The following is a 21,865-nucleotide window of genomic DNA, read 5'->3' as shown; positions in this document are numbered from 1 at the left end:
GACCACCATCAGCGCGGCGATGCCTGCGAGCAGGCCGAGCTCCGCCGCCAGGAAGGCGTCGCCGACGGCCCCCGCCCCACCGAGCATCTCGACCACCGCGCATCCGGGGGCTGTCGAGCAGCCCGCCCAGGTTCACCGTGACGCTCCCGCAGAGGGCATCGAGCAGCGCGAACCCCGACCGCCCACCCGAGCAGCGCCGCCCGCTGCTGCCGCCAGGCCAGCCCGAGCGGGCCCCGCAGCCCGCCCCGCGCGGGCCCGGCGCGCTCGGGCAGCAGACCCGCACCGGCGTCCCGGCGGACCTGCAGTGCGAGGGCCACCGCGGTGAGGACGGCGGCGGCCGCGAGTGCGAGCGGCAGCACCGCCCACCGGTTCGCGCCGAAGGCGTCGAGACGCTCGCCCCACCCCAGCGGGGAGGCCCAGACCAGCCACGACGGTGCCACGCCCCCGTCCGCGGCGGCGCGCACGAGGTAGGCCCCGAGGAGCGCGGCCACGAGGAGCGCCCGCGCGGCGCGGGCGGACCGGGCGAGCTGGGCGGCGACCAGCGCCACCGCGGCGAACACCGCGCCCGACGCACCCCAGCCCACCGCGAAGGCCACCGATCCCGGGACCGGCAGCCCCACCCCGACCAGCACGGCCGCGGTGAGGACGGTGATCAGCAGGGCAGCCCCGAGACCCGCCGCGAGCGCGGCGACGGCCGGGGCGAGCCGCCCGACGCCACCCGCCGCGAGCAGGTCCAGCCTGCCGTCGTCCTCCTCGGCGCGGGTGTGCCGGACCACGGTCAGGCCGGTGAGCAGCGCGGTCCCGACCGCGTCCAGGACGCCGAGCTTCCACAGCGCCAGGGAGCCCAGCGCGGCGGACTCGGCGATCGGTCCGTAGACGGCCCGCAGCGCGGGGGCGGCGGCGATCGCGGCGGCGGCCCCGGCCCGGTCGGCGGCGGCCGGGTACAGCGCGGCGGTCGCCGCCGCGGACACCCCGGCCACGGCGGCGAGCACGGCCGCCCACACCGGCACGATCCACCGGTCGCGGCGGGCGGCGAGCCGGGACAGCCGACCAGATCCCGTCGTGAGGTTCCCGGGGAGCGCGAGCGCGGTCACGACCGGCTGCCCGCGGCCGCGTAGTGGTCGAGGAACACCTGCTCGAGCGACGGCGGCCTGCTCGCCAGCGACACGACCCCGACCGCGCCGAGGCGGCGGACCACCTCCGGCATCGCCGCGGGCTCGACCTCGCACCGCAGGCGGCGGCCGTCGACCTCCAGCCCGTGTATCCCGGGGAGGTCGGCGAGTGCCGGGACCGGGCCGGTCAGCTCCGCGGTGACCGCCGTGCGGGTGAGGTGGCGTAGCTCGGCGAGGGTGCCGGTCTCCACCGTCCATCCACTGCGGATCAGCGTGACCCGGTCGCAGAGCGACTCGACCTCGGGGAGCAGGTGGCTGGAGAGCAGCACGGTGCGCCCGCGGTCCCGCTCCTCGGCCAGCGCCCGGCGGAACTCCGCGTCGGCCAGCGGGTCGAGGCCCGCGGTCGGCTCGTCCAGCAGCAGCTCGACGTCCGCCGCCGGCGCCGCGACCAGCGCGACCTTCTGCCGGTTGCCCTTCGAGTACTGCCTGCCCCGGCGGATGGGATCCAGCCCGAACCGCTCGACGAGGGCGTGCCGCCGGGCGCGGTCCGTCCGGCCGCGCAGGGCTGCCAGCAGGTCGATGACCTCGCCGCCGGTGAGGTTCGGCCGGAGCGACACCTCCCCCGGGACGTACGCCGGCCTGCGGTGCAGGTCGACGGCGTCGCGGCGGGGGTCGAGCCCGAGCACCCCGACCGTCCCCGCGTGCGGGCGCAGGAGACCGAGCAGCACCCGCAGGGTGGTGGTCTTGCCCGCGCCGTTGGGGCCGAGGAAGCCGTGCACCTCCCCCGGAGCACCCGCCGGTCCAGGTCGTCCAGGGCGGTGGTCCGGCCGAACCGCTCCACCAGGCCGGGGACCGCGATCACCGCGTCGTCCCTGCCCCGCGACGCTGGGGAGGGGCGCCGGGGTGGGGCAGGGCCGAACGACCGCGGACCGGCCTCTCGGAACCGGGTCCAGCGGCCCTGCCGGGGCCTTCGGCCCGGGGGGAGGGTGGGGCCATGTTCGAGACTGCTCGCGACCGGAACCCCCGCGTCCAGCTGGGTCGGGGCATCGCGCCCGACCTGGCCGACTACGCCCGCGACGTCGTCGCGCGGCTGCTCGCCCATCGCGGCCGCGCCGCGGCGCGGGCACACCTGCACGTGGTGCGGCACACCGGGACGGGTCGGTCGCGGCCGGTCACCGCGCGGGCCGTCGTCGACCTCGACGGCACCCCGGTCGCCGTGCACGTCGACGCCGACCACCCCCGGGAGGCCGTGGACCTGCTGGTCGACCGGCTCGCGCGGCGGATGGAACGGCTGCGCAGGCCCCCGCGCGAGGGCGGGCACGGGCTGCCCGGCGCGCACCTGCGCACGGCGGAGCGTCCGTCGTGAACGAGCGCCCGGTCGCCGTCGTGCTCGGCGACGGCCCCGTGCCCCTCGACCACGCCCTCGACTGGGCGATCGCCGAGGCCGACCGCCGAGCGGTCGCCGTGCGGGTGCTGGGCCGGACCGAGGTCGAGCTCGCGCGGGCGGCCCGGCGGGTCCGCGCCGCCGGGCTGCCGGTGACGACGCGGGCCGTGCCCCGCGAGGCCGTCTGGCGGTCGTCGGCGGACGCGTCGGTGCTGGTGCTGCCGTCCCCGGCGGACGAGTTCGCCGTCGCGACGGCACTGTGCCCGGTCGCGGTGGTGCCCGACTGCGCCGCGGCGGGGGACGCCGTCTACGTCGGGGTGGCGCCGTGGACCGCGACGACGGTCCTCGACGCGGCCGCCGAGGAGGCCTCGGAGCGCGGGGTGGAGCTGGTGGCGGTGCGGGCGTGGACCGACCGCCGGGTCGACCTCGGGGTGGTCTCGCGGCGCATGCTGCACGCCTGGGACGAGGCCGCCGACCGGGCGGGCCGCGACCTCGACGCCGCGCTCTCGGCCTACCGCGTCGCCTACCCGCACCTTCTCCTGCGGTCCCTCGTGGTCCAGGACGACCCGACCGACCTGCTGGAGACGCTCTCCGTGGAGGCCGGGCTGCTGGTCGTCGGGCGGTCGGAGCGCGGGCTGCTGGCGCGGGCGCTGGCGGGCTCCCCCGTGGCCGCCCTGCTGCGTGCCGCCGCGTGCCCCCTGCTGGTCGTCCCGGAGGACGGGCCGCAGCGGCGCACGCTGCTGCCGTCGCCCGCCACCCGGCTCGCCCGGCTGACCCCCTGACCGGCCTCTCGAGGAGCCCACGGCGAACGGGCCCGGCACCGCGCGGTGCCGGGCCCGTTCGCGGGCGGTCAGCGGACCGCGCGGTGCCCCCAGACCGCGAGCAGCAGTACGGCCAGGCCGGCCAGCATCATCACCGGCTGCAGCACGTTGTAGCGCTGCATCACCAGCAGCTCCGCCGCGATCCAGCCGACCTGCGCCGCCCCCGCTCCGATCGACGCGACCGCCGCCCGGGGCGCGCCGCGCAGCTCGAGCACGGCCGCGACCAGCATCGGCACCGCCACGACCAGCAGCAGGAACACCCCCGGCCACAGCCAGGAGCCGAACGGTGTCCCGGCGAGCCAGTCCGCGGGCATCCCGATCAGGTTCCCCGCCGCGAGCCCGATCCCGCCGTAGACCGCCGCCGCGCCGACGACCAGCTCGAGGGCGGCCAGCCCGGAACGGACCCCGGGCCGGGTCGGGGTGGCCGTGGCGTTCACCGGTGCCCCTCGGGCCGGACCACCGCGACCGGGCAGGGCGCGTGGTGCAGCAGCGCCTGGCTGACCGAGCCCAACAGCATCCCGCGCACCCCGCCCCGGCCGCGGGTCCCGGCGACGACGAGCACGGCCTGCTCCGCCGCGTGGACCAGGGCGCTCGCGGCGTTGTCCCGCACCACCGTCGGCTGGACGTCGACCTCGGGGAACTTGGCGACCCACGGGGCGAGGGCCTTCTGCAGGACGGCCTCCTCGTCGGCGAGGATCGCGTCCCAGTCCAGGAACGGGACCAGGAAGGGATCGAGGGCGGTCTCGCTCCAGGCGTGCACCGCGACCACCGGCGCCCCGCGCCGCGCGGCCTCGCCGAAGGCGAACTCGAGCGCGGCGTCGCTGTGCTCGGCGTCCACCCCGACGACGACCGGCCCGCGGGAGACCACGTCCCCGCGGACGACCACCACCGGGCACGCCGCGTGCGCCGCGACGGCCACGCCGACCGAGCCCAGCACCAGCTCGGAGAAGCCGCCGCGGCCGCGGTGGCCGGTGACCAGCAGCGCGGCGTGCTCCGACTCCTCGGTGAGCACCGTCGCGGGGCTGCCGTTGCGGACCTGGCGGTCGATCTCGAGACCGAAGTCGATCCCGTGGGCCACGCCCGCGGCCTCCGTCAGGAACTGCTCCGCGGCGCGCACCAGGGCCTGCCGCTCGTACTCCCTGCCGAGCGGGGCGGCCCCGACCGGGGTGAAGCTCGCCCAGCCGACGGCCGAGACCAGCCGCAGCCGGACACCGCGCCGCCGCGCCTCCACGGCGGCCCAGCGCACCGCGCGGAGGGCGCAGTCCGAGCCGTCCACCCCCACGACCACCCGACCGCCGTGCAGCGTGTCCATCCTGTCCTCCTCGCTCCGTGATGTGTCGACCCCCACGGTCGTCCGCGCCGGGGGCGGGCACAGCGGCTCTCCGTCCCGCCGCACGGGGGTCGAACGACCCGCTCTAGTCCGGCAGGAGAACCGCCGCGCCGGTGACCCGGTCGGCGGCGAGGTCGGCCACCGCTCGGTCGGCCTCGGACAGCGGCCTGCGCTGGACCGACGGCCGCAATCCGAGCGCGGCGGCGAGGCGCAGGAACTCCTCGCCGTCCGCGCGGGTGTTCGCCGTGACGCTGCGGACCTGCTTCTCGCGGAACAGGTCCGTCTCGTAGTGCAGGGGCGGGACGTCGCTGAGGTGGATGCCCGCGATCGCCAGCGTCCCGCCCGCGTCGAGCGCGCGCAGCGCCACCGGCACCAGCTCACCGACCGGCGCGAACGTGATCGCCGAGTCGAGCGGCTCGGGGGGCTCGCCGTCCGCCGGGCCCGCCGACGCGGCCCCCAGCGACAGCGCCAGCTCCCGCGCCGCGGGCGACCGCGTCAGCACGTGCACGGTCGCCCCCTGGGCGATCGCCACCTGCGCGACGACGTGCGCGGAGGCCCCGAACCCGTAGATCCCGAGCCGCCCGCCGGGCGGCAGCTCCGCCCGCTTGAGGGCCCGGTAGCCGACGATGCCCGCACAGAGCAGGGGCGCCAGCTCGGCGTCGTCCGGGCCGGGCGGGAGCGGGTAGGCGAAGGCCTCGGGGACGACGGCGTACTCGGCGTAGCCGCCGTCGGCGTCCCAGCCGGTGAACCGGGCATCCGGGCAGAGGTTCTCGGCGCCGCGGCGGCAGAACCGGCACGCACCGCAGGTCCGGCGCAGCCACGCGACGCCGATCCGGTCGCCGACCGCGAACCGCCGGGTGCCCGCGCCGAGCGCGTCGACCACCCCGACGACCTCGTGGCCCGGCACCGTCTCGGGCCGGTGCGAGACGAGGTCGCCCTCGGCGAGGTGGAGGTCGGTCCGACAGACCCCGCACGCCGTCACCCGCAGCCGGACCTCACCGGGCCCGGGTTCCGGCTCGGGGCGGTCGGCGGCCACCAGCGGCCCGCCCGCGATCGGGCCGGGCCGCCGGACGACCCAACACCTCATCGGGGTTCGTCGGTGATCACCGTGAGGACGTCGCGCGCCGAGACGATCCCGACGGGCTTGCCGTCCACCCCGCGGACGGGCATGTGCCGGATCCCGGCCGCCCGCATGCGGGAGCTGACCCGGCGGATGGTCTCCTCGACCTCGGCCCACTCCAGCTCGGTGGTCATGATGTCGCGGGCCTGGACGGTGTCCGGGTCGCCGCCGGTGGCCACGAGCACCACGACGTCGCGCTCGGACAGGATCCCGACGGGGCCGTGCGCGCCGTCGACCAACAGCGCGCCGACCTCGTCGGCCATCAGCTCCTCGGCGACGTCCCGGACGCTCCACCCGGTGGCCACGGACGCGACCGGGGTGCGCATCAGGCGCACCACCGAGTCGTCCGGCCGGATGCTGTCGATCATGGCGGTCATCGTGGTCCCTCCCGCCGCGACCGTCGCGGCTCTCACCGGTCACTGTTCGCCCGCGGACCCAGGGCCGGCAGGGTCGATGGGCCTCCCCGGCGAGGCCGGAGGGCCACGCGGGCGGGCCCGGCGGGTTCGGGCCGTCCGACCCTGCCCGGCGCCGTCGCGCAGACGCATCCTGGCGGCCTCACCCCTGCGGACCGGAGGACCCGTCATGCCCCTCGCCCCCTCGCCGACCCGGGCCGGGCCGCGGCCGCTCGTCGTGGTCGCCACCGCGGGCGCGCCGGTGCCCGGCTGGGTCCGGGACTGGGCCGACGGCGAGCCCGACGTCGTGCCCGCGGGCCCGGCGCTCGTGGTGTCGGCCGCGGCCCGCGGCGCGGACGGGCCCCTGCTGCTCCTGCGCTCCCCGGCACCCGAGGCCCCGCGGACCGTCGTGGTGGCCGTGCAGGAGCAGGCCGCCGACGCCCCGGTCGTCGAGGCGGCGGTCGCGCTCAGCGAGGCCTGTGGCGCGCGGCTGCGGATCGTGCACGCCGTGCCGCGGTCCTTCGGCGCGCGCAGCGTCGGGCTGGGCGAGGCCGTACAGCGGGGGCGGCGGCTCGTCGGGGGCGCCGCGGCCGGGGTGGGCGGCTCGGCGGTCGGCGAGCTGGTCCGGGCGTGGCCGCACGAGGTGCTCGACGAGACCCTCGACGCCGATCTCCTCGTGGTCGGCGGCGCACGTCCCGCCCAGCCCACCGAGCTGGGTCCGACCACCCGGTCGGCGCTGCTGCACGCGCCGTGCCCGGTGCTCGTCGTGCCGCGCGCGGCCTGAGGTCCCGGTCGTTCGACCCTGTCGGGCGCCGCCGCAGCGCCGCACGGTGAGGGCCCCGGGACGAGCCGGGCCGACGATGGGAGAGACCCATGACCAGCACCCCCACCGCCACCGTGGTCGTGGACGACAGCGGCGTGCGGATCGGCACCGTCGACGAGCGCGGCGAGGTCCAGGACTTCGCCGGGGTCCACATCGGATCCGTGCGGGAGGGCGACGTCGCCGTCGACTTCGCGGGCGTCCGGCTCGGGCGGGTGGTGCGCGGCTGACGGGGCGGCTCGAGCGGGGGCTCAGCCCGGCAGCGGCACCACGACCACGGGGCACGGCGCGAACGCGACGAGCGAGCGCGTGGTCGAGCCCGCCTGCATCGCGGCCGCCGGCGGCGGCGTGCCCACCCGCGGGGCCACGACCAGGACCTGCGCCCGCTCCGCCCGGTGCAGCAGCGCCCGCAGCGCGGTGTCCTGCACCGGGTCGGTCTCGACGGCCAGCCCGGGCTGCCGCTCCGCGACCCGCCGCCGGGCCGCCTCGGTCACCTCTCGGCCATGCTCGGCGAGGACCTCCGGGTCGTCCGTGCGCCGGTGGGCGCCCGGAGCAACGTCGGTCCAGGCGTGCACGACCACCAGGTCGGCGCCGAGGGTGCGCGCGAGGTCGGCGGCGGCGTCGAGGGCCGCGGTGCCCGCCGGGCCGCCGTCGGTCCCCACGACGACCGGGCCGGTCGCGGGCAGCGGCGACTCGGCGTCCAGGCCGTGCACCACCGCCACCGGGCAGGGCGGGTCCGCGGCGAGGCCCGCGGCGAGGTCGCCCGCCTGCAGACCCGGGTGTGCGCTGCGCCCGTGACCCCCGACGACGAGCATCGCGGCCCCCCGCGCCCGTTCGCGGAGCAGGGCCGCGACCGCATCCGGGTCGCCTGCGCCCGCGACGACCTCCGGGGTGGCCGCCGTGGCCGCCGCGAGCCCGAGCAGCCAGTCCGGCACCTTGCCGTCCGCGGCGGCGTGGACCAGCCGGACCGAGTCCGACAGCCGGGTGGCCCAGCCCGCGGCCAGTCCGGCCGACGTCGTCGAGTCGACGCCCACCACGATCGTTCCTGCAGTCGACACGGGTCCTCCGTCGCATCTCCGGTCATCCGAGCCGGTGTCCGACCCGATCGTGCCCGTCCGGCCGCGCTCCCGCACCACGGTCCCCCGGATCCTCCCGGTCCGCTTCCGGTCCGCGGCGCCCTCAGCACCCGCCGCCGCGACCGGTGAGGTCGCCCGGCGGGCCGAGCAGGGTCTTTCGGCCCGAGGGCGGAGCACCCTCGACACGGCAGAGTGGATCGCGTGTTGGAGTCCCTCGCGACCGGTACCGAACCGGAGCTCGTCGAGCTCGACCGTGCCGGCTGTCTACGGCTGCTCGCCACGGCCGAGATCGGCCGTGTCGTATTCAGCCACCACGCCATGCCCGCGGCCCATCCGGTCGCGTACGTGCTCGACGGCGAGGAGATCGTGTTCCGCACCGGCGGCGGCTCGACGCTCGCCGCCGCGGCCCGCAACGCCGTCGTCGGGTTCCAGACCGACCGCATCGACCCCGGGACGCGCACCGGCTGGAGCGTGCTCGCGGTCGGTGAGAGCTACGAGGTCACCGAGCCGCGCAGGCTGGCCGCGCTGCGCGAGCGGCTCCCGGAGCCGTGGGCCCCGGGCCGCACCGGGCACACGCTCAGTATCCCCGCCCAGCACCTGACCGGCCGCCGGATCGGCTGACCGCCACGCCGCCGCGCCGGGGCCGCCAGCCGCGGCCCGTCTCGTCCGGGACCAGGTCGCGTCCGCACCCGGTCCGCGCGTGGGCCGCCTCCCAGGCCCGGGCCTGCACCGGGGTGTGCACGCGGACGTGGGCGCCGCAGGACCGACACTCCCCCACCCACACCCGCTCGACCAGACCCGACTCGTACCGCAGATCGTTCCGACGCACATCGACCTCCTCGTCCTCCTCCGGTCTAGTCCGGGGCCGCCGGGGCCGTCCAGGGACCTCCGACCCCCTTCTCGGGAGGCGGGCGAACGGGTCGGCGGACCCTGCCGCCCGCGGCCGCCGCCGCGCACCATGGGTCGGACGACGAGGGGGATCGATGTCGGCACACCGGGTGGCCCGGGCCCTGGCCGTGGGGCTGCGACCGGGCCTGCGCGCGCTCGGCCGCCGCGACGGCCCCGCCCTGCGCGGTGACCTGGTGGGGGGACTGACCGTCGCGGCGTACATGATCCCGCAGGTCATGGCCTACGCCGGCGTCGCAGGGCTGTCCCCCGTGACCGGGCTGTGGGCCGCGGTCGGGGCGCTGGTGCTGTACACGCTGCTGGGGACCTCGCCGCTGCTGTCCGTCGGCCCGGAGTCGACCACCGCGCTGCTCACGGCGGTCGCGGTGGCGCCGCTCGCGGCGGGCGACCCCGCGCGGTACGGGGCCCTGGCCACCGGGCTGGCGCTGGTCGTCGGGCTGGTGTGCGTGGCGGGCCGGTTCGCCCGGCTCGGGTTCCTCGCCGACCTGCTGTCGCGGCCCGTGCTCGTCGGGTACATGGCGGGCATCGCGCTGATCATGATCATCGGCCAGCTCGGGGCCATGACCGGCGTCCCCGTGGACGGCGACGGCCCACTGGCCGAGCTGCGGTCCTTCGTCGCAGGCCTCGGCGCGGTGGACCCGCCGACCCTCGTGCTGTCGCTGACGGCGCTGCTGCTGCTGGGGGCCGGGGCGCGGTGGGCGCCGCGCACACCGACGCCGCTCGTGGTCGTGGTGCTCGCCTCGCTGACGGTCGCCCTGGTGCCCTGGTTCGCGGGCCTGACGACCGTGGGCACGGTCCCCGGCGGCGTCCCCGTCCCGTCGCTGCCGCCGCTCGGGCTCGCGGATTACGGCGCGCTGGTGCTGCCCGCGCTCGGGGTCGCGGTGGTCGGGTTCTCCGACGTCGTGCTGACCGGGCGGGCCTTCGCGGGCCGGGACGGCGTGACCCCGGACGCCGATCGTGAGCTGCTCGCGCTCGGCGGCACCAACTTCGCCTCGGGGCTGCTCGGCGGGTTCCCGGTCAGCAGCTCGGGCAGCCGCACGGCGCTGGGCCGCGCGGCGGGGGCCCGCAGCCAACTGCACTCGATCGTCGCAGTCCTGGTGGTCGTCGTGGTCCTGATCGTCGGCGGGGATCTGCTCGCCACGCTGCCGCGGGCGGCGCTGGGCGCGCTGGTCGTCTACGCCGCCGTCCGGCTGATCGAGCTGGGCGAGTTCCGTCGGATCTCGGCGTTCCGGCGCAGCGAGCTGCTGCTGGCCCTCGCCACCGTCGCCGCGGTGCTGGCCCTGGGTGTGCTCTACGGCGTGCTCGCCGCGGTCGCGCTGTCGGTGCTCGACCTGGTCCGGCGGATCGCCCGGCCGCACGCGGCGGTGCTCGGCTTCGCGCCCGGCGTGGCCGGGATGCACGACGTCCACGACCTGCCCGGCACCGAACAGGTCCCCGGCCTGGTGGTCCACCGCTACGACGCGCCGCTGTTCTTCGCCAACGCCGAGGACTTCCGGCGCAGCGTGCACGAGGCCGTCGCGACCGCCGACCCACCCGCCCGCTGGGTCCTGCTGGACCTGGAGGCGGTCACCGAGCTGGACGTCACCTCGGCGGACACCCTCGGCGGGCTGGTCCGCGACCTCGCCGCGGACGGGCTCGTGGTGGCGATCGCGCGGGCCAAGCGCGAGCTCGTCGCCGATCTGGACGCGGGCGGGGTGCTCGAGGCGGTCGCCCCCGAGCACCTGTTCCCCACCCTGCCGACCGCGGTGGCGGCTTACCGCGAGGCCTGCTGACGCCGGCGTCCGGCCCACCGGAACAGCTCGTCGACACCCCAGACGACCAGCGGCATCGGCAGCAGGCAGGCGAGCACCCAGGCGGGCAGCCCCGCGGTCCCGAACACGACCTGCAGCGGCGGCGCGTAGATCACCGCGGCGGCGAAGGCCAGCTCGAACGCGATGCCGCCGAGCAGCATCCGGTTGCTCGTGAACCCGACCCGACGCAGCGAGGTGCGGTCGGTGCGGGCGGCGAACGCCGTGCCGATCTGGCAGGCGACGATCGCGGCGAAGCTCGCGGTCGTCGCCTGCAGGTAGACCTCGTGCAGCGCGGTGCCCGGGCCGGTGGGCGCCCCCGGGGTCCAGCCCGCCCGCAGGAGCACCAGCAGGAACAGCCCGATCCCGAGCGCCGCGGCGACGATGCCCATCAGCCCCCACGCGCGCAGCAGCATGCGGCGGTCGATCACACCGCTGCCGGGCCTGCGCGGCCTGCGGGCCATCAGGCCCGGCTCGGCGCGCTCGCGGCCCAGGGCGAGCGCGGGCAGGGTCTCGGTGCCGAGGTCGACGGCGAGGATCTGCAGCACCGTCAGGGGCAGCGGCACCAGGCCGCCGGACAGCGCGAACAGCAGGAACGGCAACACCTCGGGCACCGCGTGGGCGAAGATGTAGAGCACGAACTTGCGGACGTTCTCGAAGACCCGCCTGCCCTCCTCGATGCCCGCGACGACGGTCGCGAAGTCGTCGTCGGTGAGGATCATGGTGGCGGCCTCGCGGGCCACGTCCGTGCCGCTGCGGCCCATCGCGACGCCGATGTCCGCGTGGTGCAGGGCGGGCGCGTCGTTGACCCCGTCCCCGGTCATGGCGACGACGCCGCCGCCCGCCCGCACGGCGTCGGCGATCCGGAGCTTGGCCTCCGGGGCCGCCCGCGAGAACACGATCTCCCCCGGCCCGGCCAGCAGGGCGGTGAGGGCGGCGTCGGACAGCGCGTCCAGCTCGGCCCCCTCCAGCACCCGGTCCGCCCCGATCCCGACCCGGCGGGCGATCTCGGCGGCGGTGCGCCCGTTGTCCCCGGTCACGACGTGCACCCGGATGCCCGCGGAGTGGCAGGCCGCGACCGCCGCGGGGACCTCGGCGCGGGGCGGGTCGAGCAGCCCGACCAGGCCGAGCAGGCGCAGCCCCGGGGACTCGACCTCCGCGCGGGTCGGCACCGAGTCGACCTCGCGGGCGGCGACCGCGAGCACCCGCAGCCCGCGCCCGGTCATGGCGTCGACGGCCGCGTCCACCGCGGGATCGACCCCGCACAGGGGCAGGACGACCTCGGGCGCTCCCTTGAGGTGCACCCGCAGCCCGCCGGGCACCGGGTCGAGGGTGGCCATGGTGCGGCGGCGCGGGTCGAAGGCGTAGAGCGCCCGGCGCTCGGCGTCCCGCACCTCGGGCCGGACGTCCGCCCCGGCCCGGGCGGCCAGGTCCAGCAGCGCCAGCTCGGTCGGGTCGCCGGAGCCCGCCGCGAGGTCCGCGGTGGCGCAGCGGGCGAGCGCCGTGGCCAGCTCGGGGGTCGGCGGGGCGACCGCGCCGGTCGCGTCCCGCACCTGCTCGACGGTCATCTCCCCGACGGTCAGGGTGCCGGTCTTGTCCGTGCAGATCACCGTGGTCGACCCCAGCGTCTCGACGGCCGAGAGCCGCTTGACCAGGGCCCCGCGCCGGGCCATCGCCCGGACCCCGCCCGCCAGGGCGAGCGTGATCGTCGGCAGCAGGCCCTCGGGCACGTTCGCCACCAGCAGCCCGACGGCGAACACCGCGGCCTCGGTCCAGGTCAGCCCGGCCAGCACCCCCAGCGGCAGGAAGGCGACCCCGACACCGACCGCGACCGCGGCGATCAGGTACGCCACCCGCCGCACCTGCCGCTCCAGCGGGCTCTCCGGGTTGCCCCGGTGGCCGGTCAGCGCGGCGATCCGGCCGATCTCGGTGCCGCGGCCGGTCGCGTGCACGACCGCCTCGGCCGCCCCGCCGACGCACGCGGTGCCGCTCCACACCAGCACCGGCGACTCCAGCGAGCGCTCGGCGCCGTCGAGGCTCGTCGCGTCCCGCTCGACCGGGGCGGACTCGCCGGTCAGCGCGGCGGCGTCGATCTCCAGGGAGCCGGCCAGCAGCCGTGCGTCCGCGGGCACCCGGTCGCCCTCGCCGAGCAGCACCACGTCGCCGGGGACGAGGTCGGCGACCGCCACCTCGACGACCGCACCGTCTCGGCGCACCCGGGCGTGCGGGGGCAGGTACCGGCCCAGCGCCTCCACCGCCCGCCCCGCCTGGGTCTCCTGGACGAACGCGAAGACGGCGTTCAGCACGACCACGACGAGGATCGCCCAGGCCAGCTCGGGCGTGCCGGACACCCACGCCAGCACCGCGGCGGCGACCAGCAGCAGCGCGAGCGGGTGGGTGAACTGGCGGGCGAGCGCGCGCGGCAGCCCGCGGCCGATGCGGTGTTCCAGCACGTTGGGCCCGTAGCGCAGGGCGCGCCGCTGCGCCTCGGCGGTCGTCAGGCCCTCGCGGGTCGCCCGCAGGTCGCGCAGCAGCCGGTCGGCGGGCTCGCGGGGGTCGGGACCCGCCTCCGGCCCGGCGACGACCGGGGCGTGGTGCAGGACCGGCATGACGGCTCCTCTCGGTCTCCTCCGCCCCCAGTCCACTCGGGCACCAGCGCCTGCCGGCAGGGCCGGGCGGTCCCCGGACGCGGGCCCTCCGGCCCCCGACCAGGGCGTGTAACGGTCTGCACCGCGCGGTCGCTGAGGTCTCGACGGGCCCGGTGTACCGCCCCCCACGCCGGGCCCGTCACGATCGGAGGTGCTCCAGTGACCGCAGCGGCGTGCCCGGCGCCCACGGTCCCGGGTCTCGAGACGGCGCTGCTCGCCGCGCTCGCCGGCGACGAGGCGGGGTTCATCGCGCTCTACCGCGACCTGCAGCCCCGGCTGCTGCGGTACGCGACCGCGCTGGTCGGGTCCGAGGCGGAGGACGTGACGGCCGAGACCTGGCTGCACGTCGCCAAGGACCTGTCGCGGTTCTCCGGTGACCTCGACGGGTTCCGCGGCTGGGTGACCAGGATCTGCCGGAACCGGGCGATGGACTCCGCCCGGGACCGGGCCCGCAGGCCCACCCAGGTCCTGGAGCTCTCGGAGCTCCTGGACTCCCCCGCGCTCGCCGACGTGGGGCGCACGGACGGCACGGCGTTCGAGCAGCTGGACACCCGGTGGGCGTTGGCCCAGATCCTCGCGCTGCCCAGGACCGAGGCGGAGGCGGTCCTGTTGCGCGCGGTGGTCGGGCTCGACGCCCCGGCGGCGGGCCGGGTGCTCGGCAAGCGGCCGGGGGCGGTGCGGGTGGCGGCACACCGGGGGCTGCGGCGGCTCGCCGAACGGCTCGAGGCCGGGAGCAGCCCCGACACCGACGGCACCGACGTGGTGCGGCCCAGGGAGGCCGGCGATGCGTGAGCGAGGGACCGACCGACTGACGGGCGCGGAGGCCGATCGGCTGCTGGACGGCCGCGGCTACGACCGGGGCCTGCGCAGGCTGCTCGACGCGGCCGCCGCCCCGGCGCGCCCCGCCGAGCTGGCAGGCGAGGCGGACGCACTGGCGGCCTTCACGGCGGCGCGGTCGGCACCGACACCCGCGCGGCCCGCACGCCTGTCCCGGGTGGCCGTCCTGCGCACCGTCGTGGCCGCACTGGCCATCGGGGCCACGGCCTCGGGTGGGGTGGCGATCGCCGCGGCAGGCTCGACGCCCGCCCCGCCGGAGCCCGCCGAACCGAAGGCCACCCGGTCGCTGCCCGGCCCGCCGGCCCCCGCGCCGACGGCGGCGGTGACCGGCGCCGACGTCGTGGCCGACTGCCTGCAGGCGCCCTGTCCCCCCGACGGGGTGGCGCCGCCGACCACTCCCGCCGCCCCGACCGGCTCGTCGGCCGCGGACGCCCCGGGACGGTCGGGGTCGGCCCCCGGCCGGGCGGCGACCGCGCCGGGTCGGGCGGGCACCGCCCCGGGGCAGGCCCGGCGGGCCGAGACGCCTGCCGGCCCGAAGAAGGAGAAGCCCGAGAAGCTCGAGAAGCACGGGAACGGGTCGTGAGCGCACCGCGAGACTCGCGCCTGCTCGGGTTGAGCACCGCCGACCGCGGGTCGGGGGTGACCGTGCTGCGGGTGAGCGGCGAGATCGACACCGCGACCGTGGGGCGGTTCGCGGACGCCGTGCGGGCGTCGGTGGGCGGCGCGCCGACCCTCGTGCTCGACCTGTCCGCGGTCGGCTACCTCGGGTCGCGCGGGCTGCACTGCCTCGCCGCGGCCCACCGGTGCGCCACGGACCTGGGGACCCGGCTGGTGGTCGAGCCCGGCCGCGCCAACCGGGCCGTGTGGCGCCCGCTCGAGGTCTCCGGCCTCGACGCGGTGCTCGAGGTCGGCCACGCCCCCTATCCCGCGCCGCGCGACGGGGACGGCCGCCCCGCGGTGGGGAACGGGTCGCGGCGGGTGCCGCGGACGACGGTGTAGTCGATCGTCCCCCGCACAGCCACCAGCTCGAGGACCCGGCGCAGGCGTTCCGCGTACCAGCGGGCCCGCTCCGCGCCGTCCCAGAGGTACACGCCGCGATAGACCCCGGTGGACGCGTCGTACATCCAGAGCTTGTCGCGGAAGCCGGGGAACCCGGCGAACAGCGGCGTGTTCACCACGCAGGTCCGGCGGAAGACCGCGTGCGCCCACCGGGCGCGGCCGATCCCGCGCAGCCGGAAGCAGACCACCAGCACGACCGGGTCGTCGACCGGGTCGTCGACGGCCGTCTCCCGGAAGACGACGGAGGTGGTGCCGTCCTCGCCGCGGCGGGTGGTGCCGACGGGGCCGCGCGGGCTGCGCAGCCGTCGTCGGGCGAGCAGCGCGGCCGTCCGTGCGAAGGAGGCGGCGACGGCGGTCGCGGCCTGGCGCCGGGTGGCACGGGTTGTCGGGGTCGTCGTTGCCGGGGTTGCCGGGGTCGTCGTCTCCGGGGTCGTCGTCTCCGGGGTCGTCATCGGTGCGGTCCTCCGGTGTGGGCGGGGCCGGACGCGGCCCCGCGGTCGTGGTCCAGCTCGAAGTAGTTCTCCTCCTCCTGGACGAAGTGCAGCGCCAGCACGGCGTGCAGGCCGTACAGGCAGGCCAGCAGGTCCTCCACCCGGTCCGGGGCGATCCGGCCCGCGGCGTCGGCGGCCTCGCGGTGGGCGGTGAGCCGGCGGGCGAGGCGTTCGATCTCCGCGTGCGTCCGGCTCATCGGGGCGGTGGCCTCCGGGCCGAGCGGGGCGGCCAGGGCCGGGTAGAGCTGGTGTTCCTCGGCGCGCTCGTGGGGCAGGATCCGTTCGGTGAGCAGGGCGTCGGCGCGGCGCAGCGCCACGAGCGCCGGACCGTCGGTCGGGGGCGGGGCTGTCGGGGGCGGGGCTGTCGGGGGCGGGGTCACCAGCAGGCCCGCGGTCTCGCGGAGCACGGCGAGGGTGTCCCGCAGGTCGTCGTGCTCGGCGGCGAAGCGGTGCAGCAGCTCGCGGGTGGCCTCCGGCAGGATCGTGCGCTCGGCGCGCCCCGGGCGCAGCGCGCGCAGGGCATTGAGGATCACCGTGACGTCGATGGCCTCCTGCAGCAGCGCCCCGGGTGCGGCGGGCAGGAACCCGAGGGCCGCCACGACCATCGCGACCAGCGACAACCCCATCCCCACCGCGGCGCTCTGCACGGCGATCCGGCGCGAGCGGCGGGCCACGAGCACCGCGTCGGCGAGCCGGTCGAGCCGGTCGGTGGTGAGCACGATCCCCGCCGCCTCCGAGGACGCCGTCGAGCCCCGCGCCCCCATCGCCACCCCGACGTCCGCGGCCGCCAGCGCGGGGGCGTCGTTGAGGCCGTCGCCGACCATGACGGTGACCGCGCGCGCGTGTTCCTCGCGGACCGCGGCGACCTTGTCCGCCGGGGACTGCTCGGCCCGCACCTCGTCGAGCCCGAGCACCGCGCCGACCTCGCGAGCGGGCGCCGCGCGGTCGCCGGTGAGCATGACCAGCCGCCGCAGCCCGACCGCGCGCAGCCGGCGCAGCGTCCGGGAGGCGTCGGGGCGCACCGGGTCCCGCAGCACCAGCGCGCCCACGGGTCCGCCGTCGATCCGTACCCAGGCGAGCACGGTCCCGTCGAGCACGGCCCGCTCGGTCACCGCCCGCACCCACGGTGCGTCCTCGGCGCCGGACCGGCGGCCGACCTCGACCCGCCTGCCGTCGACCACGCCGGAGGCCCCGATCCCCGGCTCCTCGACGACCTCCGCGGGCATCGTCGGCTCGATCCCCCGCCGCCGCGCCTCGGCGACGATCGCCTTGGCCAGCACGTGCGGCGACACCTGGTCGACCGACGCGGCGGGCCGGAGCACGTCGTCCGGCTCGACCCCGGGCGCGGTCTCGATCCCGACGACGGCGGGTCTCCCGCCGGTCAGCGTCCCGGTCTTGTCGAGCACCATCGTGCGTGCCTCGGCCAGCCGCTCGAGTACCCCACCCCCGCGGATCACCACGCCGGCCCGGGACGCCCGCGACAGCCCGGACACGATCGCGACCGGCGCGGCGAGCAGCAGCGGGCAGGGCGTCGCCACGACGAGCACCGCGACCGCCCGGCCCACCGACCCGCTGAGCAGCCACGCCCCGCCCGCCACCAGCAGCGCGACCGGCAGGAACCAGGTCGCGACCCGGTCGGCCAGCCGTACCACCGGCGCGTCCTGCGCCCCGGCCTCGCGGGCCAGCCGCACGACGCCGGCGTAGGTGCTGTCCTCCGCGGTCGCCGTGGCGCGGATCGTGAACGCCGCCCCGGCCGCGGAGGTCCCGCTGCGCACGGGCCCGTCCGCGGGCACCCTGGTCTCCAGCGGCTCGCCGGTCAACGCGGACTCGTCGAGCACCGCGTCGGCGCCGACGACGGTCCCGTCGACCGGCACGACCTCCCCCGGCGCGACCACGATCTCGTCCCCCGGCCCGACGACACCCAGGTCGACCTCCTCGACGCCGGTGGCGGTCCGGCGGCGCGCGGTCCGCGGGGCCCGGTCCAGCAGCGCCCGCAGGTCGCGGGAGGCGCGGCGTTCGGCGGCGGCGTCGAGAGCGCGGCCGGTGGCGAGCATGACCGCGATGAGCGCCCCGGCGAGGTACTCGTGGACCACCAGGGTCCCGACCAGCGCGAGGACGGCGATCGCGTCCACCCCGGTGCGGCCGTGGCGCAGCGCGGAGACCACCCAGACGACGGCCGGGACGGTCGCCAGCAGCGTGCCCGCCGCCCAGCAGCCCGCGGCGACCCCGGCCGCCCCGAGGAACCAGGCGACCACGCCCGCCGCGAGCGCGGCGACGGTCGTCGCGAGCAGGAACGCGGCGAGCCGCCCGGACTCCGGCACCGACCCGCGCCCGCTCATCCCTTCGACGCCCGGCCCGACCACCGGGGCTCGACCGCCGCCCACTCCCGCTCCCACGCGCCCGCGTTGGCCCGGACCATCACCGCGCGCACCGCACGCGAGGCCCACCAGACCGCGAACCCGAGCGCGACGAGCAGGACCGCGGCGTTGGCGAGGGCGACCCCCACCGCGGTGCCCCACGTCTCGGGGGCGGGGACGGCGGCACCGTTGCGGTCCACCCAGAGCGGGATCTCCTCGCCCGCCTTCGGGCGGCCGGTGACCCGCACGTCCCCGGCGTGCGCCCGGCCGTCCGACGTGGTCCAGGCGGCGGGCACGGTCACCGGCAGCGAGGTGCCCCCGCGCACCGACGACGTCCCGACGGGCGCGTCGGCCGTGGCGACGGCGACGACCCGGGTCCGGTCCGCGGCCTCGCGCTCGGCCCGGTCCGCGCCACCGCGGTAGACCGAGACCGAGAACACGGCGATGACCAGGGCCGCGACGATCGTGGTGAGCACGAGCAGCGCGGCCGCCGCGTCCTCGACCCGGTCCGTCCGGCGCCGTCGGACGCGGGCCGCGCGGGGCGCCGCCTCGCCGGATCCGTCGCGGTGCGTGTGGTTCGCCATCGTCCCTCCTCGGTGTGGGCACGAGCCTCGCCCGGTCGGGGTGGGCGGCGGCAGCGTCCGGGGACCCGGGTGCGTGGGTCCTTGGTCCCGCCCGGGCAGGCCCGCCGGACCCCGGCGAGCCGGGCGTTCCGCCCCTGCCCGGCGCCGACCCCCCGGCCCGACGCTGCTCCCGTGACCTCCGAGCGCCGACGGCTGGCCCACCTCGACGACCTGCGGACGCTGCTCGTCGCCTGGGTGATCGGCGGGCACGCGCTGCTCGGGTACTCCGCGGTCGGCGGGTGGGCGTTCCACGAGGTGCGCGACGTCGGGTACCCCCCGGGCGTCGAGACGGTGCTGGTGGCGATCCTCGGCCCGTCCGGCCTGTTCGTGATCGGGCTGTTCTTCTTCGTCGCGGGCCTGTTCGTGGCCCCGGCGGTCGCACGCCACGGCAAGGTCGGCTACCTGCGCGACCGCACCCTGCGGCTGGGCCTGCCCTGGCTGCTCTCCGCGGTGCTGGTCTGGCCCGCGTCGGTCTGGGTCGCCTACCGCGCGGCGGGCCGGGACGTGTCGTTCTGGTGGGTGCTGACCCACCGGCACCCGCTGCTGGACTCGGGATCGCTGTGGTTCGCGCTGGTCCTGCTGCTGTTCTCGGTCCCGGTCGTGCTGTGGGGCGAGGGCTTCACGCTGCGCGGCGGGTACCTGGTGGTCGCGGTCGTGCTGGTCGCGCTGGTGTCGTTCGTGGTCCGGCTGTGGTGGCCCGCCCGCAGCGGGCAGGTCGCGGACCTGCACCTCTGGCAGTGGCCCCAGTGCCTCGGTCTGTTCGTCCTCGGCGTCGCGGCCCGCCGGGCGGGCTGGGAGGGGCACGTCCCGGACCGCGTCCGACGGCTGTGCGGCGCCGCCACCCTCGCCACCCTGCTGCTGCTCCCGGTGCTCGCCCTGGCCAGCGGGCTGCGCGACGTCGCCCGCGACTCGGGGCCCTACCTCGGCGGATGGCACTGGCAGGCACTGGCCCTCGCGGCCGTCGAGGCGATCCTGGTGGTCCTGGGCTCGGTGTGGCTGGTCGGCCTCGCCGAGCGCAGGATCGCGTGGACCGGCCCGCGGTGGACCCGGTGGTCCCGCAACGCCTTCGCCGCGTTCGTGATCCAGGGGCCGGTGCTGATGGTGCTGGCCAGCGCGCTGCGGCCGCTGCCCGCGCCGGCGTGGGTCAAGGCCCCGCTGGTCGGGGCGATGGCGATCGTGGCGTGCTGGTGGATCGGGGGCAGGCTGCCGTTCCTGGCGGGCGACCGCCCGCGGGCCCGGGTGGAGCCGGTCGACCACGGCGGGACCGGACCCGCCGTCGTCCTCGTGCACGGGGTCGGCGGGTCGGCCCTGGACTGGGCGCTGCTCGTCCCCGAGCTGCGGCCGCACGCCCACGTGCGGACCGTGGACCTGCACGGCGACGTCCACCGCTCCGTCGCGGCCCTCGCCCGGTACCTGCGCGAGGAGACCGGGCCCGTCACGTTGGTCGGCAACTCGATGGGCGCGCTGATCGGCGTGGAGGTCGCCGCCCGACACCCCGAGCTGGTCCGCGCGCTCGTCCTGCTGGACCCGGCCCTGCCCGACGCGGGCCGGATCGTCTCCTCCCCCGCGACCGCCCTCCTGCTCGCCCTGCACGGCGTACCCGGGCTCGGCGAGCGGCTCCGGCGGCGCAGGCGGGACCGGATCGGCGCGGAGGCCACGGCCCGGGAGAGCCTGGAGCTCGGCGGCGTGGACCCGGACTCCCTGCCACCCGACCTGCTCGCGCAGTTCGTCGCCCGGGTCGCGACCCGGGCGGAGACCCCCGGCACCGACCGCGCGTTCCTGGGCACGTCCCGCTCGCTGGCACGCAGGCTGGCCCGGCCGCGGCGCTACGACGCCGTGATGTCCGCGGTGTCCGCGCCGGTCGTGCTCGTGCACGGCGCCCGCGACCAGCTCGTCCCGGTGGCCGCGGCCCGCCGCACCGCGCGGCGCCATCCGGGGTGGCGCTACGTCGAGCTGCCCGACGCCGGACACCTCCCCCACCTGCAGGACCCCGTCGCGGTGGGGCGGATCGTCGCGGACCTGCTCGCCGGGACGCCCGCCCCGGACGGGCCGGATGCCGACGGCGGCGGGCCCTTCGGACCTGACCGCCCCACCGACACCCGGGAGACCGTGGGGCCATGACGCCGAGGATCGTGCTGCTGCACGCGACCGCCGCCGGCTCGACCACCGGGATCGCCGACCGCATCCGCGAGGTCCTGGAGCAGGCGGGCTGCACCGTGCGCGCCGAGCGGCTCACCGAGGGGACGGCCCCGGATCCCGCCGGGCTCGCCGACGCCGACGCCGTCGTGCTGGGCAGCGCCGTCCACGACATGGCCTGGTTGCCGCCCGCGCTCGCGGCCACGCACGTCCTGGCGACCCTCGATCCCGCGCCGCCGCTGTGGTGCTTCAGCGTGGGCGGCGTCCAGCCCCACGGGCCGCTGACCCGGACCATGGCCGCCCAGGAGATCCGCCGCGTCGAGCAGGGCTTCCCGCCGGGCCTGCGCCCGCGGGCCCACCGGCTCTTCGGTGGGATCGTGCAGTTCGACACGATGCCCTTGTGGGGCAAGCTGTTCTACCGGTTCGTCGCGGGCGGCCGCCCGGGCGACCACCGGGACTGGCCCGTCATCGAGGCCTGGGCCTTCACCGTCGCCGCCGAGGTGCGCGCGGGACTCCCCCGCCCGGCCGACCCGGACGAAGAGGACGAGGAGGACACCATGACCACCACCGCGGACCCGCAGCGGGTGCCCCGGCCCGCCGCCCCCGGCCCCGAGACGGCCGCGCTGCGCCGCTTCCACCGGGACGTCACGTGGACGGGCACGATCAGCGCGGGCGGGATGGGCCCGGACACGCCCGCGATGACCGCCCGCGGCAGCGGGACCCATCACACGATCCAGGACGGGCGTTGGATCGTCGGCGACTACCGCCAGGAGCAGTTCCTGTCCGACGGCACCCCCGTGCTCACCTGGCAGCTGCACTGGGTCGCGGGCTGGGACCCTGCCGCGAACGCCTACCGGGCGACCGTCGCCGACTGCTACGGCCACGCCGAGGTGCTGACCGGCCACCTAGATGTCGCCGCCGCAGAGGTTGTTGACGCGGTGGGCGGGTGGATGTCCGCCGATCGCG

At 77.8% G+C, this 21,865-nt stretch carries 21 protein-coding genes and 1 pseudogene; 11 read left to right on the top strand and 11 right to left on the bottom strand.

The window, feature by feature from the left end:
- Positions 1-8 precede the first annotated feature (8 nt).
- Both ABD993_RS08570 and ABD993_RS08565 read right to left on the bottom strand, forming a co-directional pair.
- The gene (locus tag ABD993_RS08570; RefSeq protein ID WP_345414485.1) at positions 9-1,094 is read right to left on the bottom strand and encodes a hypothetical protein; all 1,086 of its coding nucleotides are present in this window, start codon (positions 1,092-1,094) and stop codon (positions 9-11) included.
- Positions 1,091-1,974: pseudogene (locus ABD993_RS08565) on the bottom strand (ABC transporter ATP-binding protein). Before ABD993_RS08565 ends, ABD993_RS08570 begins: the two are co-directional and overlap by 4 nt.
- A 132-nt stretch (positions 1,975-2,106) precedes the next feature.
- On the opposite strand from ABD993_RS08565, the gene ABD993_RS08560 reads away from it, so the two are divergent.
- Together ABD993_RS08560 and ABD993_RS08555 are read left to right on the top strand one after the other, a co-directional pair.
- A complete protein-coding gene (locus ABD993_RS08560; protein WP_345414483.1) occupies positions 2,107-2,478 on the top strand; it encodes a hypothetical protein in 372 nt (123 codons plus the stop codon).
- Complete coding sequence (locus tag ABD993_RS08555; RefSeq protein ID WP_345414481.1) at positions 2,475-3,278, top strand: universal stress protein; 804 nt, start codon at positions 2,475-2,477, stop codon at positions 3,276-3,278. Before ABD993_RS08560 ends, ABD993_RS08555 begins: the two co-directional genes overlap by 4 nt.
- Positions 3,279-3,346: 68 nt before the next feature.
- Here ABD993_RS08555 and ABD993_RS08550 read toward each other — a convergent pair whose 3' ends face one another.
- From ABD993_RS08550 to ABD993_RS08535, 4 genes are all read right to left on the bottom strand, one after another.
- On the bottom strand, positions 3,347-3,754 hold the full coding sequence (locus ABD993_RS08550) for a hypothetical protein (RefSeq protein WP_345414479.1): 408 nt from the start codon (positions 3,752-3,754) through the stop codon (positions 3,347-3,349).
- The gene (locus ABD993_RS08545) at positions 3,751-4,629 is read right to left on the bottom strand and encodes a universal stress protein (protein WP_345414477.1); all 879 of its coding nucleotides are present in this window, start codon (positions 4,627-4,629) and stop codon (positions 3,751-3,753) included. Before ABD993_RS08545 ends, ABD993_RS08550 begins: the two co-directional genes overlap by 4 nt.
- Before the next feature lie 103 nt (positions 4,630-4,732).
- Positions 4,733-5,734 carry a zinc-dependent alcohol dehydrogenase family protein gene (locus tag ABD993_RS08540; RefSeq protein ID WP_345414475.1) on the bottom strand — a complete coding sequence of 334 codons (1,002 nt, stop codon included), beginning with the start codon at positions 5,732-5,734 and terminating at the stop codon, positions 4,733-4,735.
- On the bottom strand, positions 5,731-6,135 hold the full coding sequence (locus ABD993_RS08535) for a CBS domain-containing protein (RefSeq protein WP_345414473.1): 405 nt from the start codon (positions 6,133-6,135) through the stop codon (positions 5,731-5,733). The genes ABD993_RS08540 and ABD993_RS08535 overlap by 4 nt, the downstream gene beginning before the upstream one ends.
- Positions 6,136-6,349: 214 nt before the next feature.
- On the opposite strand from ABD993_RS08535, the gene ABD993_RS08530 reads away from it, so the two are divergent.
- Both ABD993_RS08530 and ABD993_RS08525 read left to right on the top strand, forming a co-directional pair.
- Positions 6,350-6,943 carry a universal stress protein gene (locus tag ABD993_RS08530; protein ID WP_345414471.1) on the top strand — a complete coding sequence of 198 codons (594 nt, stop codon included), beginning with the start codon at positions 6,350-6,352 and terminating at the stop codon, positions 6,941-6,943.
- An 89-nt stretch (positions 6,944-7,032) separates the two neighbouring features.
- Positions 7,033-7,209, top strand: a complete 177-nt coding sequence (locus ABD993_RS08525) for a hypothetical protein (RefSeq protein WP_345414469.1) — start codon at positions 7,033-7,035, stop codon at positions 7,207-7,209.
- A gap of 21 nt (positions 7,210-7,230) precedes the next feature.
- On the opposite strand, the gene ABD993_RS08520 is transcribed toward ABD993_RS08525, so the two are convergent.
- Positions 7,231-8,037 (bottom strand): universal stress protein, encoded by an 807-nt coding sequence (locus tag ABD993_RS08520; protein ID WP_345414467.1) that lies wholly within the window; start codon positions 8,035-8,037, stop codon positions 7,231-7,233.
- Between the two features lie 219 nt (positions 8,038-8,256).
- Here ABD993_RS08520 and ABD993_RS08515 point away from each other — a divergent pair, with 219 nt between their 5' ends.
- Positions 8,257-8,676, top strand: a complete 420-nt coding sequence (locus ABD993_RS08515) for a pyridoxamine 5'-phosphate oxidase family protein (protein WP_345414465.1) — start codon at positions 8,257-8,259, stop codon at positions 8,674-8,676.
- Positions 8,677-9,038: 362 nt separating this feature from the next.
- Positions 9,039-10,733 (top strand): SulP family inorganic anion transporter, encoded by a 1,695-nt coding sequence (locus ABD993_RS08510; RefSeq protein ID WP_345414463.1) that lies wholly within the window; start codon positions 9,039-9,041, stop codon positions 10,731-10,733.
- Here ABD993_RS08510 and ABD993_RS08505 read toward each other — a convergent pair.
- Positions 10,715-13,357, bottom strand: a complete 2,643-nt coding sequence (locus ABD993_RS08505) for a cation-translocating P-type ATPase (RefSeq protein ID WP_345414461.1) — start codon at positions 13,355-13,357, stop codon at positions 10,715-10,717. The two genes, ABD993_RS08510 and ABD993_RS08505, sit on opposite strands and share 19 nt — an antisense overlap.
- A gap of 198 nt (positions 13,358-13,555) precedes the next feature.
- On the opposite strand from ABD993_RS08505, the gene ABD993_RS08500 reads away from it, so the two are divergent.
- The 3 genes from ABD993_RS08500 to ABD993_RS08490 are packed head-to-tail and all read left to right on the top strand — an operon-like array spanning position 13,556 to position 15,232.
- Positions 13,556-14,188: an RNA polymerase sigma factor gene (locus tag ABD993_RS08500; RefSeq protein ID WP_345414460.1), complete on the top strand. Its 633-nt coding sequence runs from the start codon at positions 13,556-13,558 to the stop codon at positions 14,186-14,188.
- On the top strand, positions 14,181-14,816 hold the full coding sequence (locus ABD993_RS08495) for a hypothetical protein (RefSeq protein ID WP_345414458.1): 636 nt from the start codon (positions 14,181-14,183) through the stop codon (positions 14,814-14,816). Before ABD993_RS08500 ends, ABD993_RS08495 begins: the two co-directional genes overlap by 8 nt.
- Positions 14,813-15,232 (top strand): STAS domain-containing protein, encoded by a 420-nt coding sequence (locus ABD993_RS08490; protein WP_345414456.1) that lies wholly within the window; start codon positions 14,813-14,815, stop codon positions 15,230-15,232. Before ABD993_RS08495 ends, ABD993_RS08490 begins: the two co-directional genes overlap by 4 nt.
- Here ABD993_RS08490 and ABD993_RS08485 read toward each other — a convergent pair.
- The 3 genes from ABD993_RS08485 to ABD993_RS08475 are packed head-to-tail and all read right to left on the bottom strand — an operon-like array spanning position 15,154 to position 18,724.
- On the bottom strand, positions 15,154-15,744 hold the full coding sequence (locus ABD993_RS08485) for a hypothetical protein (protein WP_345414454.1): 591 nt from the start codon (positions 15,742-15,744) through the stop codon (positions 15,154-15,156). The genes ABD993_RS08490 and ABD993_RS08485 overlap by 79 nt on opposite strands.
- A complete protein-coding gene (locus tag ABD993_RS08480) occupies positions 15,741-18,122 on the bottom strand; it encodes a heavy metal translocating P-type ATPase (RefSeq protein WP_345414452.1) in 2,382 nt (793 codons plus the stop codon). The genes ABD993_RS08485 and ABD993_RS08480 overlap by 4 nt, the downstream gene beginning before the upstream one ends.
- Positions 18,119-18,724, bottom strand: a complete 606-nt coding sequence (locus ABD993_RS08475; RefSeq protein WP_345414450.1) for an Rv1733c family protein — start codon at positions 18,722-18,724, stop codon at positions 18,119-18,121. Before ABD993_RS08475 ends, ABD993_RS08480 begins: the two co-directional genes overlap by 4 nt.
- A 171-nt stretch (positions 18,725-18,895) precedes the next feature.
- Between ABD993_RS08475 and ABD993_RS08470 the strand changes: the two genes are divergently transcribed.
- Positions 18,896-20,884, top strand: coding sequence for an alpha/beta fold hydrolase (locus ABD993_RS08470; RefSeq protein WP_345414448.1), 1,989 nt, complete (start codon positions 18,896-18,898; stop codon positions 20,882-20,884).
- On the top strand, positions 20,881-21,865 hold a 985-nt coding region (locus ABD993_RS08465), incomplete at its 3' end, for a flavodoxin domain-containing protein (protein WP_345414446.1). The genes ABD993_RS08470 and ABD993_RS08465, both read left to right, overlap by 4 nt.

The organism is Pseudonocardia xishanensis, from assembly GCF_039541715.1.
Lineage (GTDB): Bacteria > Actinomycetota > Actinomycetes > Mycobacteriales > Pseudonocardiaceae > Pseudonocardia > Pseudonocardia xishanensis.
Note: the sequence above shows the minus strand (reverse complement) of the source record. Positions and strands in the feature narration are given on the sequence as shown.

Coding starts and splice junctions, on each gene's coding strand:
- ABD993_RS08560 (WP_345414483.1), top strand. CDS start 2,107: ATGTTCGAGACTGCTCGCGACCGGAACCCCCGCGTCCAGCTGGGTCGG.
- ABD993_RS08495 (WP_345414458.1), top strand. CDS start 14,181: ATGCGTGAGCGAGGGACCGACCGACTGACGGGCGCGGAGGCCGATCGG.
- ABD993_RS08485 (WP_345414454.1), bottom strand. CDS start 15,744: ATGACGACCCCGGAGACGACGACCCCGGAGACGACGACCCCGGCAACC.
- ABD993_RS08535 (WP_345414473.1), bottom strand. CDS start 6,135: ATGATCGACAGCATCCGGCCGGACGACTCGGTGGTGCGCCTGATGCGC.
- ABD993_RS08545 (WP_345414477.1), bottom strand. CDS start 4,629: ATGGACACGCTGCACGGCGGTCGGGTGGTCGTGGGGGTGGACGGCTCG.
- ABD993_RS08540 (WP_345414475.1), bottom strand. CDS start 5,734: ATGAGGTGTTGGGTCGTCCGGCGGCCCGGCCCGATCGCGGGCGGGCCG.
- ABD993_RS08475 (WP_345414450.1), bottom strand. CDS start 18,724: ATGGCGAACCACACGCACCGCGACGGATCCGGCGAGGCGGCGCCCCGC.
- ABD993_RS08505 (WP_345414461.1), bottom strand. CDS start 13,357: ATGCCGGTCCTGCACCACGCCCCGGTCGTCGCCGGGCCGGAGGCGGGT.
- ABD993_RS08480 (WP_345414452.1), bottom strand. CDS start 18,122: ATGAGCGGGCGCGGGTCGGTGCCGGAGTCCGGGCGGCTCGCCGCGTTC.
- ABD993_RS08530 (WP_345414471.1), top strand. CDS start 6,350: ATGCCCCTCGCCCCCTCGCCGACCCGGGCCGGGCCGCGGCCGCTCGTC.
- ABD993_RS08525 (WP_345414469.1), top strand. CDS start 7,033: ATGACCAGCACCCCCACCGCCACCGTGGTCGTGGACGACAGCGGCGTG.
- ABD993_RS08510 (WP_345414463.1), top strand. CDS start 9,039: ATGTCGGCACACCGGGTGGCCCGGGCCCTGGCCGTGGGGCTGCGACCG.